This window comes from Tardiphaga sp. 768_D3_N2_1 (assembly GCF_052076105.1).
Taxonomy (GTDB): domain Bacteria; phylum Pseudomonadota; class Alphaproteobacteria; order Rhizobiales; family Xanthobacteraceae; genus Tardiphaga.
In genome coordinates, this window is sequence record NZ_CP197245.1 from 787717 (window position 1) to 801632 (window position 13916).

Here is a 13916-nt window from a genome sequence, read left to right on the forward strand (position 1 = left end):
CCGGCTCGGGCCGGTCCGGTGTTCACAGCTATCTTGTCAGAACCAGCGTACTACTTGCACGCCGGAACGTGCGAAGTGGGCTCGAAACCCTTGAAGCCGGGAGGGCCATAGCCGAAATACACAGTGTCGATGGCCGAGCCGGCATCGGGCGCTGCGCCATACCATTTCTCGTGCAGCTTGCGCAGGCGGCCGTCCAACTTCATGCATTCGATGACCGCCTCGACCTTGTTGCGATACTCAGTATCTTCCAGGCGGAATGCATAAGCGAAGTTGCGGCCGTTGAAATCCTTGAAGCCGACCTTGATCGCCTTGTTCTGGCTGGCAGCATAGACGGTCGTCGGGATCTCATTTAGCGCTGTGAAGGCGCGGCGCGTCAGCACGGCCTGCACCGTGTCGGGGAATACATCGTAGCGCTGCACTTCGAAGCCGTATTTCTCGGCATTGGCGGTGGCCCAGGTATCCGAGATGGTGCCGCGGTTGACGGCGACGGCCTTGCCCTTGAGATCCTCGAAGCCTTTCATCTCATCCGCAGCGCGGACGATGAAGCCGTTGCCGGTGGAGAACAGCGGTTCGGTATAGAGCATGCGCTCGGAACGCTCGGCGGTGAGGTTCAGCGGGTTGACCAGGAATTCGGCGCGCTTGGCGAACAGCGCCGCGAACAGGCCGGAGAAATTGATGTCGACGATCTCGACCTTCGGGCGGCCGAGATCTTTACCGATCTCGTTGATCAAATCTGCACCGAAACCCTCGGGGCCGTTGGGGCCGCGCACCATCCACGGCGCGACGCCGAAGTCGGACGCGACCACCATCGGCTTGTCGGACGGATGATCGGCTTCCTGCGCGCTGGCGCCGCCGGCGAATGTCGCAGCCGACAGCATTAACGTGAACAGCCAATGCGTTGGTTTCAGTCTCATGGGGATGTCCTTTCGGGTGCGGATGTGGTGGGGCTCAGGGCGTGGGGGGATGAGTGGCCTGCCAGTGACGGGCGATGTCGCCGCGCCGGCAGACCCAGGTGTTGTCATGCTTGGCGACGTGATCGAGGAAGCGCTGCAGGCCAGCGGCCCGGCCGGGATGGCCGATCAGGCGGGTGTGCAGTCCGACTGACATCATCTTCGGCGCGGTGGCGCCTTCCGCATAGAGCATGTCGAAGGCGTCGCGCAGATAGACGAAGAAATCATCCGCCGTTGCCATCGCGCCGCGGCTGAACTTTGCGTCGTTGTTGGCAAGACCGTAAGGCACCACGAGATGCGGCTTGCCGAGCACGCGTGTCCAGTACGGCAATTCGTCGTTATAGGCGTCGGAGTCGTAGAGGAAACCGCCTTCCTCGACCACGAGGCGCCGCGTGTTCACGCTCGGCCCATAGCGGCAATACCAGCCAAGCGGACGCTCGCCGGTGGTGCGCGTGAGGCTCTCGACGGTCTTGCGAATGCGCTCGCGTTCGTCGGCCTCGGACAGCAACGGATGTCGCTCCCAGCGCCAGCCATGGGCGCAGACGTCATAGCCATATTCGCGAATGGCAGCGCAGGCCTCGTCGTTGCGTTCCAGCGCCAGCGCGCAGCCCATAACGGTGGCGGTCATGCCGCGCTCGGACAGAAGGCGCAGTACGCGCCAGAAGCCTATGCGGCTGCCATATTCGAACATCGACTCGGCAGCGAGGTCGCGGCCCTCGACGCCGCCGCCGCCACCTTCGGTCAGGGCCGTTTCGGTGACGCCGTCGCCATCGGCGAACGACGGCTCGGAGCCTTCTTCGTAGTTGATGCAGAAGTTGAGTGCGATTCTTGCTGCGCCCGGCCACTGCGGATGCGGCGGGGTGCGGCCGTAGCCGACGAAGTCGCGGGTGAGGTGATCATCATGCGGCATCGTTGTGATCCCTATGCGCTCTGCGGCATCACGGCGCGAACGTCGCCAGCGATATCGACGAACACGTCGTCGTCCTGCCGGCCTGTCATGCCCATGGCGACAGCGAATTCCATGGCCGCGCCGAGGACGGTCATGGGATGATGCCAGACATTGCGGGCGAAGGTGACGCTTTGATGCGCTCCGGCGATGAAGCAACGCAGGGTGGCCACATCAGGCAGGCCATCCGGGCCGGCATGGCACACGATCGCCAGATATTGGCTGCTGCCGAGCGGTATGAAGGTCTGGGCGGAGAACGGATGACGCTCCAGCGTCGTGATTGGCAGGGGCAGACTGCCGAGCCTGGCGGCGCTGCTGATCCAGAAGGAAAAGATGGCGGCGTCCTCGGCGCGATCGTCCGATGTCGGAAGATAGCGCCGGCGCACGTCGATCGGTCGCTCGGCTACATCGCCGAAGGCGGCAAAGGCGGCCGGGGAGAGCGATTCGGCCGCGACGGTATGGGAAGCAGTGTGGTTCGGCGTCATTCAGGCGGTACATCTGGTTCGTCGGCCTGCTGCGAAGCGGCCCGATATTCCAATGGTATACCAGTGAACCGCCCATGCTGATTTCAGTCAAGCTGCGAAGCCCGGGAAGCTGCGTTAAATTTGGACGGAGTCCGACAAAATTGCGGGCAGCTGCAGAATTTTCGGACATGCAGCCGCAGGGATTCTGCCTGATCGTGGCCTAGCCGTGAGGCTCGGGCAGGAAGATCCCGAACCGTTCGAGCAATCCCTGCCGCACATTAGTGAGATGCAGGATCATCGCCTGACGGGCTGCGGCGGCATCTCGATCGATGATGGCATCGATAATCGCCAGATGCTCGCGGGTGGCGGGCAGCAGCCGGCCGGGGTTGCGCTCCACATTGCACATCCGGATCTTCTGCCGGATTTCTCCAATCAGCTTCTCAAGCGAGCGATTGCCGCAATGCCGCGCGATCTGGTCATGAATTTCATCGTCGAGGGTCCAGTGAGCCGTCCCGGACACTGTCGACGCAGCAATGATCTTCTCCAGCGAGGCCCTGATCGGTGCAAGGATATCCAGTGCGATGCGGGTCGCCGCAATGAACGTCGCTTCGCTCTCCAGTACCATGCGGAGATGGACCAATTCGAGCAATTCCGCCATCTCGATTGTGCGGACCACTACGGTGCCGTTGGACAATTGCTCGAGCCGGCCTTCGCCCAGCAACCGGCTGATGCCTGCCCGCAGCGGTGTCCGCGAGACTTTCAGCCGCAGTGCAAGCCGGCGCTCTTCGATCACCTCACCGGGCTGCAGCTGTCGCGACTCGATCAGGTTGTGCAGCTTCAAATAGGTTGCGTCTGTTATGCTGCCATTGGTCCGTGCCGGGCGTTTGCTGGTTGATTTCTTTGCTTTGCTGACAGAAGGCACGGACATTGCTTTCGACGATTGGATGGAAATGCCGCCATATCGGTAGACGTACGCTACGTTCTCGCCGCTGGCCAAGCCGAAGCTCTGGATGAGCCACCCATTCTCAATTGGCGGCCCCTTTTATGCAAGACTTCGTCGCGCAACATCGAGACGTCCTTGTCGAACTGCTGCGTGCCAGATCAAGCGGATTGTGCACTCTCTGATATAAATTGCATACAGAAGAGCTGCGCACGTCAAATGTGCTATGTTGTTTGCGATGCAGGTGACGCTCGATCCGACAGGCGTCGATGCGCAGGCGAGGGGCATAACACGTTGGATTTCCGGCAGTTACGCTATGCTCTTTCGGTGTCGAAGGAACGCAGCTTTACCCGAGCCGCGAAGCGGCTGAACATCTCGCAGTCGGCCGTCAGCGAACAAGTCAGGCTGCTCGAGGAGGAAGTGGGTTTCGATCTATTCACGCGGACCTCGCGGGGCATCGAAGCGACTGATCGCGGGCGTACCTTTCTCTATGAATCCGAACGCGTGGTCGGCGATCTCCTGAGCCTGTCCGATACCGCGCGGCGACTGCGCGGAGCGGTGCTCGACACGCTGACAATTGGGATGGGCTCGGGCATGGCGCAGATCTTCATGCCGCGTCTTTTCGCCGACCTCAAAGGCCAGCTCCCGGGGGCGCGGCTCGAAATCATCACGGCTCCAACGCGCAACATCTTCACGGAACTGCATGAGGAACGGATCGATGCCGGCCTGGCCATCGAGTCGGATCCGGACCGGTTGCCTTCCGGGCTGGTGGTTGACCGGCTGGTCGATGCCGAAATGGCGCTGATCGTTCCGGTCAAACATCCGCTCGGGCGCGGCAAGCAGCCGGTCGATATCGGTCGTCTTCTGGCCGAGCCGTTGATCATGAGCGAACTCACCGTCGGCTACGGTCAGGTGGTGATGTCGCTGTTCACGGACCTCGGCATGCGTCCGAACGTGATCGCTGTCGTCGATAACATCGAGACCATCAAGATCATCGTGCAGTCCGGCGGGGGCATCGCCATCGTGCCGCGTGCCTGCGTCGCCAATGAAGTTGCACTCGGTCTGTTGAAGGCGATGCCGATCGCGCCGGCGCGAAATGTTGCATTCAGCCTGTTTCGTAGGCGTCAGCCAATGTCCCGGCGCAAGGAAACTGCGCTCCAGAAGATGCTCGAGATGCTGAAAGGCTGAAAGAAGGGAGCTATCTGTTTTTCCGATGGCTCCATCGATAATCGGATTTTGACTCCGCAGCGGCCGCGGACCCATGCTGGCACATCTTCACATCGGAAGTTGTCAGCATGTCTCAAACCGGCGCTCCTCGTTTTCGTATCGGAATCGATACCGGAGGGACCTTTACCGACATCGTGTCGGTGGATGCTGCCACCGGTGCGATGGCGGTCACCAAGGTGTCGAGCACGCCGTCCAATCCAGCGATCGGTCTGGTGCGCGGCGTCAACGACATTCTCGCGCGGGCGGGTGCCGGGCCGGCAGATGTTGCCGGGCTGGCTCACGGGACGACTGTCGCCACCAACGCACTGCTGCAGGGCGGCATCGAATCGCTGGGGCTGATCGTCACCTCGGGCTTCCGCCATTTGCTCGAAATTGCGCGACAGTCTGTGCCTGATGGTTACGGCAATTCCTATTTCTGGGTGAAGCCGGAGCGGCTGGTGCCGCTGCAATTCGTACGCGAGGTCGGCGGTCGCTTTGACTTCAAAGGCAATGAGTTGCGTCCCCTCGATGAAGCCATGGTGCGGGAGGCCGCACGCTTCTATCGCAAGCATAAGGTCCAGGCGATCGGCATTTGCCTGATGCACTCCTACGCTAACGATAGCCACGAGCGTCGCGTCGCCGAGATCGTCGCCGAGGAATATCCCGAAGCGACGTTGTCGCTGTCCTGTGTCGTGTTGCCGGAATATCGCGAATACGAGCGCGCGGTCACAACCCTGGTCGATGCGTTCGTAAAGCCCTATCTCGACCGTTATCTGAAGCGCGTGCATGACGAGTTGGGTCCGCTGCAGAGCGTGCCGTTCCTGGTCATGCAGTCGAGCGGCGGCGTTGCCAGTTCCGAACAGATCCTGCGCAAGCCGATCACGACAGCGCTTTCCGGCCCCGCGGCAGGCGCTCTCGGGAGCGCGGTCATTGCCGATATCGCCGGCTTTCCCGATCTGGTGACGCTGGATGCAGGCGGGACTTCGACCGACTTTTGCCTGATCGAAAACGCCAAGCCGCAACTCACCAACGGCGGTTCGGTTGGGCAGTTTCCGGTTCGCATCCCGATGATCGACATCTCCACCATCGGCATTGGTGGTGGTTCGATCGCCTGGATCAGTCGCGAAGGGCACCTCAAGGTAGGGCCGCGCAGCGCCGGCGCGGTGCCGGGGCCGATGTGCTATCCGAACGGCGGCAATGAGCCCGCGATCACCGACGCCAATCTGGTACTGGGGCGACTGCCCCCGGCGTTGATCGGCGGCGGCATCGCGCTCGATGTCGCGCGCGCTCGCGCCGGCATCGCCGCGCTGGCTTCAAGGCTGCCGGGTAACATGACCGCGGAACAACTCGCTCTGGGTATCATCGAGATCGCCAACTGGGCGCAGGCCAATGCGATCCGTCAGATGACCATCCAGCGGGGCATCGATCCGCGCACCTTCGCGCTGCTGTCATTCGGTGGTGCAGGCCCGGTACAGTCGCCGGCGGTGATGGATCTGCTCGGGATGAAGGCCTGTATCGTGCCGCCGAATCCCGGCAATCTCTCCGCCTTTGGCCTGCTTGCAGTGGACTGGCGCACCGACCACATGGTCACCAAGGTGATGCATGAGGACGCCATCGACCTTGCCGATATCGCGCAGCGCTATGCGGCACTGGAAAAAGAAGCCGTTGCCAATCTCGAGCGCGATGGCATTCCTGCCTCGCAGATACGGTTGGTGCGCGAGGCAGACCTTCGCTACGCCGGGCAGTCGATGGAGGTGCGGGTCACCGCGCCTGCAGGACCCACGGACGCGGCGTTCCTTGCGGGTCTCACCGGCGCATTCCACACCGCGCATAGGAAGACCTTCGGCTACGACTATGCGAGCCAGCAGAAGATCGAACTCGTCAACCTCTGCGTCTCCGGTTTCGGCGTGATCGATCGGCCGCAGATGCCGAAGCTCGCCGCAGGCGACGGCACGTTTGCAGCGAAAGGTACGCGTCCGGTTTATTTCGAATCCGGCTTCGTCGATACGCCGCTCTATGACCGTGCGACGCTGCCGCCCGGCGCAAAGATTGCCGGTCCCGCCGTCGTCGAGGAGTTCGGCTCCACAACGATGGTCTTTCCCAAACAGTATGTCGAGGTCGATCCGCACGGCATTCTCGTGATCCGTCCGCTGTCGTCGAAGGAGGCGATGTGATGAACCAGCATAGCAGGCATCCCTGGCCCACTGCGCCCGCGCGTGACGTCGTCCATGTCGACCCGATCGTGTTGCAGATCGTCGAAGGCACGCTGAATTCCATCGAGGCGGAAATCGAATACGCCATCGAGCGTACCGCACGCTCGCCGATGATCCGCGAAGCGCACGACTATCGCGTCGGCCTGTTCGATCGCTATTGCCGCAAGCTGACCGGGCGTTCCTATTCGGCGATGCCGAATGCAGTCGTTCGTGACTTCCCGCCGGAAACCATGAAGCCCGGCGACGTGTTCCTGATGAACGACACCTATCTGACCGAGGGCTCGATCGGCCATCTGCCAGATCTCTGCAGTACGGTGCCGGTGTTCCACGAAGGCATCGTGGTCGCCTATATCCAGGCATTCGGCCATCACGACGACGTCGGCGGCAAGGTACCTGGCTCGATGCCCGGCACGGCTGCCACGGTGTTCGAGGAAGGCATGGCGATTCCGCCGGTGAAGATCTACAGCGAGGGCGTCAAGAACGATGCTGTTTTCACCATCATCAAGCGCAACACCCGCGTGCCGGAAATGCTCTCCGCGGATCTCGACAGCGAGGTGCAGGCCTGCCTGATGGGCGCGCGCCGTATGCAGGGATTGTTCGAGCGTTTCGGCAAGGACCAGGTCGAGGCCTGTTTTCAGGCCATCCTGGACAAGTGCCGCGACATCTACCGCAACGAGTTGCTGAGCAAGATCGCGGATGGCGAATATGCGTGGGAGGACTATGTCGAACACGATGGTCTGACTGATCCCAAGCTGCACAAGATCGCGATCAAGATGACCAAGAAGGCCGGCAAGATTGTGCTGGATTTCAATGGCACCGATCCGCAATCCACCGGCCCGATCAACTGGCCGACTGACTACGCCGACGGTGCCTTCCTGATCAAATGGATCGCGCCGATCCTGCGGAATCTCGCCGACACGCCGGAGCGTGCCGCTGAAATTCACGTCAATGAGGGCGTGTGCGACGTGTTCGAGATCGTCTTTCCGCCGAAGGGCACGCTGATCACGCCGGAATGGCCGGCGGCGACCAATGCGCGCTCATTCGTGCTGCTACGTAGCCTCGGGCTACTGGCCGGCGTGGTGGCAAAGGCGGTGGACGGGCGGATGCCGGCGGATCAGGAAACCATCCGCTATACCGGCTTCTACGGCAACGATGCGGATGGCAAGCCGTTCTTGTCGCGCGAGGTGCTCGGTGGCGGGTCCGGGGGCCGCTATTATGCCGACGGCAACGACGCGATCCATATCGTGCCGGACTCCCGTAACCAACCAGCCGAATTCACCGAGACCCGGTTTCCGGTAATGGTGGAGAAACTGGCGCTGTCGACTGATTCAGGTGGTGCCGGCTTGCGGCGCGGCGGGCAGGGCTATGAGAAACACTATCGCGCGCTGGTGGATTGCCGCACCATCGTCACCGCAGATCGCGTCCGCCTGGGCTGCTACGGGCTGAAGGGTGGCAAGGCGGGCGAGCCGTTCTGCGTCACGATGGACGCCGAAGGCGAAGCTCGCAAGCTCGGAGGCCTGGTCGATGGCGCCGAGGTGAAGAAGGGCCAGGTCGTGCAGGTGGTCACCACAGGCGGCGGCGGCTGGGGCGACCCGTTAACGCGGGAACTGCCGCTGGTGCTGCGCGACGTCATCGAAGGGCGGGTCTCGATCGCCGCGGCGGGGCGGGACTATGGCGTGGTTTTCACGGCAGCCAGCACGGCGGACGAACCGGTGATCGACGAAGCCGCGACTGAGGCAAAGCGTGCGACGCTGGCCAAGGCGCGGCCAAGCGATCTGCCCATGATCGATCGCGGCGAGGGTTACGAAAAGATGCTGCGTGGAGAATTTCGGTCCCGGATGTAGCGGCGACAAGGCAGCCGCTGAATCAGTTCATGCGGCACGAGTCTTGCTCTGAAATGAGGCAGCCGCCGCATGGGGCGTGAACGTTCAAGGCGAGGGGGCTCGCCATGCTGGTAACAGGAGTTGCACGTATGAAGTCGCTGGTTCGTTTGACATTTGCCTTGGCCGTCGCAGCAACCCTGACTGGTTTTTGCAACGGAAGCGCGTCGGCGCAGGACAAGGTTGCGGTAGGCGTGTTCCCGCTGAGCTCGTCCCTGCCGTACTTTGTGGCGCTGGAGAAGGGATTCTTTAAGGAGCAGAATATCGAGCCGGAAATGACCAAGCTGATGGGCGGTCCGGCCAATGTCGCGGCGATGATTACCGGCCAGATCGAGGTCTCGGCGGTGCTGATCACGCTCGAAGGCCTCAATGCCAATATCAAGAAGCCCGGCGTGGCGATGTATATCGGCATGCACAGCCAGAACAAGACCTTCAAGATGGAGCAGTTTGTGGTGCGGACCGGTGTCAAGGCCGACACCATTGCCGATCTCAAGGGCATGAAGCTGATGTCGGCGCCGGGGCCGGCCAATCTCAACACCGCCAAGGGCGTGCTCGCCAAGATCGGCCTCAAGGATGGCGACTACACCATCGACCAGCTCGACATGGCCCAACACGTCAATGCGCTGCAGGCCGGTACCTTCGACGGCGGCTATACGTTAGAGCCGCAGGCCTCGATGATGATCAAGGCCGGCGTCGCGCGCACCATCGAGGCTGGCGTCATCTCGAAATACATTCTCGGCGACGAGAAGGGTGACGCCTATGCGGCCGGCTGCGCCATCACCAGCGATTTCATCCAAAAGCGCCCCGAAGTCGCCAAGCGCTTCGCGATGGCTTGGGCCAAGGCAGTCGACTACATCAACAAGAACCCGGACGATGCCCGTAAATATCTCGCCAAAAACACGTTCACGCCTGACAATGTCGTCGATATGGTGCCGATGGTCGGCTACACCATGACCAAGGACATGTCGCCAAACCAGCTCAGCGACCTGCAAAAACTGGCGGATTTCGGCGTCTCCATTGGAGTAGTGCCAGAAAAGGTCGACGTCACCAAATATCTCTACAAGTACTGAGCGTCGGTGGGCGGAATGCAAAGCATCGTGACGGCTCCATTGTCGGCAAACGCAATCGAGGCATCGCGGCGCACCGCTCCCCATGTCACCATTCGTGGGCTGAGCAAGCGTTTTCCCGATGCGGTGATCTACGAAAATTTCGATTTCGACATCCCGCGCGGCAAGCTGATGTCGGTGTTCGGTCCCAATGGCTGTGGCAAGAGTACGCTGATCAACATGATCGCCGGGCTCTACCCCATGGACTCCGGCGAGATACTGTTTGACGGCCAGCCGCTGAACAAGATCAATTTCGGCTATGTGTTCCAGAACTATCGCGAGGCGATGTTTCCCTGGCTGCGGGCCTTCGACAACATCGCCTATCCGCTGAAGGTGCGCGGCGTGCCGAAGGGGGAACGCATCCGCCGGGTCGAGAAGATCGTCGCCAACCTCAACGTCAAGATCGATCTCAACCTCTACCCCTATTACATGTCCGGCGGGCAGCAGCAGCTCGTCTCGATCATGCGGGCGCTGGTGGTCGATCCGGAAATCCTGTTCCTCGACGAACCGTTCTCGGCGCTGGATTACGAGATGACGTTGTTCATGCGCGAGCAGTTGCAGCGCGTCTTCATGGAGACCGCGACCACCACGGTGCTGGTCTCGCACGACCTCGAAGAGGCCGTCTACCTCTCCGATCGCATCCTGTTGCTGTCGCGCCATCCGGCGCGGGTGGTCGAATTCGTTCCTTATGAAGCGCCGCGTCCGCGCAGCGACAGGACCATGACCGAGCCCGATTTCATCACCACCAAGGCGCATTGCCTCGAAATCTTCCAGCGCGAAGTGCGGAAGGGCTGATGCGATGATAAAACGTCTCGAATTCCTGCTGCCGCTGATCGGTGTCGTTGGCCTCCTGCTAGTCTGGTCGCTGGTGGCCTGGCTGAAAATCGTCGACCCGGTTCTGCTGCCGTCGCCATCGGCAACCTTTAAGGCGCTGTGGAACGGGATGAGCAATGGCAAGCTCGGCATCGATTTCGTCAAGACAGTGCAACGGACGATCTATTCGACGGTTATCGCCGCCATTGTCGCCATCCCGCTCGGCATCCTGCTCGGCTCGTCCGAGCGGCTCTATCGCTCGGTGGAATTCGTCATCGACTTCTTCCGCTCCACGCCGGCCTCGGCCATGTTTCCGCTATTCCTCGTCTTGTTCGGCGTCGGCGACCGTACCAAGATCGCCGTCGCCGCGTTCGGCGCGGCGCTCGTCATCCTCTTTAACGTTGCCTATGGTGTGATGAATGCGCGCAAGACGCGGATCTTGGCCGCGCGCGTGATGGGCGCGTCGCGTGTTCGCGTGCTGTGGGACGTGATGTTGCTGGAATCACTGCCGCAGACCTTTGTTGGCCTCCGCAATGGCGTGTCGTTGGCCCTGGTCATCGTGGTGGTGGCCGAAATGTTCATCGGCTCCACCGACGGCCTGGGCCAGCGCGTGTTCGAGGCACAGCAGCTGATCGAGATGCCGGACATGTATGCCGCCATCTTCGCTGCGGGCGCGCTCGGCTATGGCCTCAATCTGCTGTTCCTGACCATCGAACGCCGCTTCGTGCACTGGTCGGGAAAATAGCCAGCTTAACCGTTGTCATCGCCAGTGGTCGCTGACCCGCGATGACGAATGAGAAACCGCATGACTGATGACTTCACGCGTAAATCCGCCGTCGAACTCGCGTCGCTGATTGCGAGCAGGTCGGTCAGTCCCGTCGAAGTGCTGGATGCGCATCTGGATGTCATCGCGCGCGTCAACCCGAAGCTCAATGCCATCGTCACTTTGGCCGATGCAAGCGCACGGGCCGCGGCAGAAAATGCCGAAGCAGCGGTGATGCGCGGCGATCGCCTTGGCGCGCTGCATGGACTGCCCGTGGTGATCAAGGATATCACGCCAACGGCCGGCATTCGCACCACATATGGTTCGCCGCGGTTTAGAGACCACGTCCCTACGGAGGACGCTGAAGTCGTGCGGCGGCTGAAAGCCGCGGGCGCCATCATTCTAGGCAAGACCAACACGCCTGAATTCGCTGCCGGGGCCAACACCTTCAATGATGTATTTGGGGTCACGCGCAATCCATGGAATTCAGCGCTGAGTCCATCCGGCTCATCCGGTGGTTCGGCAGTCGCAGTTGCCACCGGGATGGCATCGCTGGCGCAGGGCACTGACTTTGGATGTTCGATCCGGATGCCGGCGTCGTTCAATGGCATCGTAGGTATTCGTCCGACACCAGGGCTGACCCCGAACTATCCGATGCCATTGGCTTGGGATCCTGGCCAGGTGCATGGCCCTTTGACGCGCACGGCGGAAGACGCCGCGCTGATGCTGGATGCAATGATTGGCTTCAGTCGACGCTCGCCGATTTCAGTGGCGCCGCCATGGTCGAGTGCGTTCACGATCGTCGACAGCGTTCGGGACTTGAAGGGGCTCCGCATCGCTTATGTCTCGGATATTTCCGGGATCGGCGTGGATAACGAGATCGATGTGATCTGCCGCGCCGCCACAATGTCGTTGCGGGATGTCGGTGCGACGGTCGAGGAAATCCATTTTGATATGTCGGATGGCAAGGCTCCGTATCAGGCGTGGCGAGGGCTTTGGATGGTTGGTCAGCAATATGAAAATCTCGATCAACTCGAGGAGTTCGGCATCAACCTGAAGCACAATGTAAAGGCCGGGCTGAAGATTACGCCGCTGGATTTTGCCGCGTCCGAGCACAAACGCATGGAATTGTTCCTCGAATTTGCCAGGTTGTTCGAGAGTTTTGATCTCCTGATGACGCCACAATCGCCGGTCAAGCAATTCCCGGTGAATATGAACTTTCCGACCGAGGTCAACGGTAGAACGCTCGACAACTATACCGACTGGATCGCAGGATCATTCCTCGTCACCCTCATGAGCCTGCCAGCTGGCTCGGCGCCTGCAGGGCTCACGAGCGAAGGCCTGCCGACCGGCATTCAAGTCGTTGGCCCACGTTTCGAAGAGCCACTCATTCTGTCGGCGATGAAGTTCCTGCAGCTGGCCCATCCGATCGGCTGGCCACCGCACCGATAGTTGGATCGCCCGCTTTATCACGATGCGGCGATACGAATGCCCATGTTGCTCCGCAGATCTGCGTCTTAGTCTATCGTGCGAAGTTCGCTGCGATACGCTGCTGGAGGTAATCGTGCGCGGAGATCGGGTCGTAGATCTTGCCTGGACCCTGAATCATCGCATCCTTGTTCGCCTGGCAAAAGAACGGGAGAGAATAGCGCGAGCCAAGATATTCGTCGGCCCTCGGCATCCGTACGCGATGCAGAGTCGAGAGGAGCCGGTCGTCGCTCCAGCGGCGTAACATGTCGCCAATGTTGCAGGTGATGACGCCCGACGCCGGTTCAACATCGGTCCATTCCAATTCGGCGGCTTCCTTGCCTGGGCACAGCTGTAGGCCGCCCTGACCAGGGCGTTGGTGCAGGAGCGTCAGGCAATCAAAATCAGTATGGGCTCCGGCCCGCCAGCCGGTGTAATCCTCGGGCTTGGCGTTCGTCATCGGCAGGTAATGCAGCAGTCGTAGGGTGCTCTGATATTCCGCGGATTGCGGATCGTGCGCTTCGGTGAAGAAGTCTGGCTTGAAGCCGAGTTTAAGTGCGAAGCACGACAGCACCTTCATGCCGACTGCCCAATTGGCGCGCTCAAAGGCCAGCATCGCAGCCTTGAAACCAGGGATTTCGTCACCTGTCGGCCACAGGTGAGCCATCCGGGGCAGAGTGATTTGGTAGGACTCTTTATTGTCCGCCGTTCCCGTGGATGGGCGAACTTGGCTTTTGTACTCCCAACCGGCATTGGTGCCTTTGCCGAGGGGGTACTGTGCCTTTACGCTTGGAGCGAGCGCGAAAAACTTCGCGGTCATATCGAAGGCCTCGTCGACCTGCTCTTGCGGAATGCCGTGATTGATCAGCTGGAAAAAGCCGATCTCAGTCGACGCAGTCCAGAGCTGATCAGCAATCTCCTGCTTTCGAACTTCGAAACTGGCAAGGTCAATACGCGGGATGTCCCGGTGCTTGAGACCACCAACACCGCCAAAATTAGTTTCCTGGTTCAATTCGTCGAGGGCGTACCCGGCATTGCTCTTTGTCGTCATGTCACACTCCATCATCGGCCAAGGTGCGAAACTGCACGAGCGAGGCGCGATAACCTAAACGGCATGATGATGCCGTGTGATTATCGCTGCTCCTCCCGTTGAACAGGATCGCTGCAG

Annotated in this window: 12 protein-coding genes; 7 read left to right on the top strand and 5 right to left on the bottom strand. The window is 60.9% G+C overall.

The genetic code is table 11. The features are described 5' to 3' along the window. Positions 1–50: 50 nt before the first annotated feature. The 4 genes from AB8A27_RS03755 to AB8A27_RS03770 form a co-directional block, all read right to left on the bottom strand. On the bottom strand, positions 51–914 hold the full coding sequence (locus tag AB8A27_RS03755) for a substrate-binding periplasmic protein (protein WP_441240739.1): 864 nt from the start codon (positions 912–914) through the stop codon (positions 51–53). A gap of 34 nt (positions 915–948) precedes the next feature. Continuing rightward, the gene (locus tag AB8A27_RS03760; protein WP_441240740.1) at positions 949–1860 is read right to left on the bottom strand and encodes an allantoinase PuuE; all 912 of its coding nucleotides are present in this window, start codon (positions 1858–1860) and stop codon (positions 949–951) included. Positions 1861–1871: 11 nt separating this feature from the next. After that, entirely contained in the window at positions 1872–2381 is a 510-nt protein-coding gene (locus tag AB8A27_RS03765) for an ureidoglycolate lyase (RefSeq protein ID WP_441240741.1), read from the bottom strand. Positions 2382–2580: 199 nt separating this feature from the next. Continuing rightward, positions 2581–3201 carry a GntR family transcriptional regulator gene (locus tag AB8A27_RS03770; RefSeq protein WP_441240742.1) on the bottom strand — a complete coding sequence of 207 codons (621 nt, stop codon included), beginning with the start codon at positions 3199–3201 and terminating at the stop codon, positions 2581–2583. Positions 3202–3519: 318 nt separating this feature from the next. On the opposite strand from AB8A27_RS03770, the gene AB8A27_RS03775 reads away from it, so the two are divergent. The 7 genes from AB8A27_RS03775 (at position 3520) to AB8A27_RS03805 (ending at position 12733) form a co-directional block, all read left to right on the top strand. Then, complete coding sequence (locus AB8A27_RS03775; protein WP_441240743.1) at positions 3520–4488, top strand: LysR family transcriptional regulator; 969 nt, start codon at positions 3520–3522, stop codon at positions 4486–4488. 107 nt (positions 4489–4595) lie between these two features. Then, positions 4596–6680, top strand: a complete 2085-nt coding sequence (locus AB8A27_RS03780) for a hydantoinase/oxoprolinase family protein (protein WP_441240744.1) — start codon at positions 4596–4598, stop codon at positions 6678–6680. Next, a complete protein-coding gene (locus tag AB8A27_RS03785) occupies positions 6680–8563 on the top strand; it encodes a hydantoinase B/oxoprolinase family protein (RefSeq protein ID WP_441240745.1) in 1884 nt (627 codons plus the stop codon). The genes AB8A27_RS03780 and AB8A27_RS03785 overlap by 1 nt, the downstream gene beginning before the upstream one ends. A 128-nt stretch (positions 8564–8691) precedes the next feature. Beyond that, on the top strand, positions 8692–9669 hold the full coding sequence (locus AB8A27_RS03790; RefSeq protein ID WP_441240746.1) for an ABC transporter substrate-binding protein: 978 nt from the start codon (positions 8692–8694) through the stop codon (positions 9667–9669). Between the two features lie 15 nt (positions 9670–9684). Then, complete coding sequence (locus AB8A27_RS03795; RefSeq protein WP_441240747.1) at positions 9685–10500, top strand: ABC transporter ATP-binding protein; 816 nt, start codon at positions 9685–9687, stop codon at positions 10498–10500. Between the two features lie 4 nt (positions 10501–10504). Beyond that, positions 10505–11263 carry an ABC transporter permease gene (locus tag AB8A27_RS03800; RefSeq protein ID WP_441240748.1) on the top strand — a complete coding sequence of 253 codons (759 nt, stop codon included), beginning with the start codon at positions 10505–10507 and terminating at the stop codon, positions 11261–11263. A 60-nt stretch (positions 11264–11323) separates the two neighbouring features. Beyond that, positions 11324–12733 carry an amidase gene (locus AB8A27_RS03805; RefSeq protein WP_441240749.1) on the top strand — a complete coding sequence of 470 codons (1410 nt, stop codon included), beginning with the start codon at positions 11324–11326 and terminating at the stop codon, positions 12731–12733. A 70-nt stretch (positions 12734–12803) separates the two neighbouring features. On the opposite strand, the gene AB8A27_RS03810 is transcribed toward AB8A27_RS03805, so the two are convergent. Next, entirely contained in the window at positions 12804–13799 is a 996-nt protein-coding gene (locus AB8A27_RS03810; RefSeq protein ID WP_441240750.1) for an isopenicillin N synthase family dioxygenase, read from the bottom strand. Positions 13800–13916: the final 117 nt, after the last annotated feature.

Excerpts from the sequence above, each read along its gene's own strand:
- AB8A27_RS03760 (WP_441240740.1), bottom strand. The coding sequence starts at position 1,860 with ATGCCGCATGATGATCACCTCACCCGCGACTTCGTCGGCTACGGCCGC.
- AB8A27_RS03785 (WP_441240745.1), top strand. The coding sequence starts at position 6,680 with ATGAACCAGCATAGCAGGCATCCCTGGCCCACTGCGCCCGCGCGTGAC.
- AB8A27_RS03765 (WP_441240741.1), bottom strand. The coding sequence starts at position 2,381 with ATGACGCCGAACCACACTGCTTCCCATACCGTCGCGGCCGAATCGCTC.
- AB8A27_RS03810 (WP_441240750.1), bottom strand. The coding sequence starts at position 13,799 with ATGACGACAAAGAGCAATGCCGGGTACGCCCTCGACGAATTGAACCAG.
- AB8A27_RS03805 (WP_441240749.1), top strand. The coding sequence starts at position 11,324 with ATGACTGATGACTTCACGCGTAAATCCGCCGTCGAACTCGCGTCGCTG.
- AB8A27_RS03780 (WP_441240744.1), top strand. The coding sequence starts at position 4,596 with ATGTCTCAAACCGGCGCTCCTCGTTTTCGTATCGGAATCGATACCGGA.
- AB8A27_RS03795 (WP_441240747.1), top strand. The coding sequence starts at position 9,685 with ATGCAAAGCATCGTGACGGCTCCATTGTCGGCAAACGCAATCGAGGCA.
- AB8A27_RS03790 (WP_441240746.1), top strand. The coding sequence starts at position 8,692 with ATGAAGTCGCTGGTTCGTTTGACATTTGCCTTGGCCGTCGCAGCAACC.
- AB8A27_RS03775 (WP_441240743.1), top strand. The coding sequence starts at position 3,520 with ATGTGCTATGTTGTTTGCGATGCAGGTGACGCTCGATCCGACAGGCGT.
- AB8A27_RS03800 (WP_441240748.1), top strand. The coding sequence starts at position 10,505 with ATGATAAAACGTCTCGAATTCCTGCTGCCGCTGATCGGTGTCGTTGGC.
- AB8A27_RS03755 (WP_441240739.1), bottom strand. The coding sequence starts at position 914 with ATGAGACTGAAACCAACGCATTGGCTGTTCACGTTAATGCTGTCGGCT.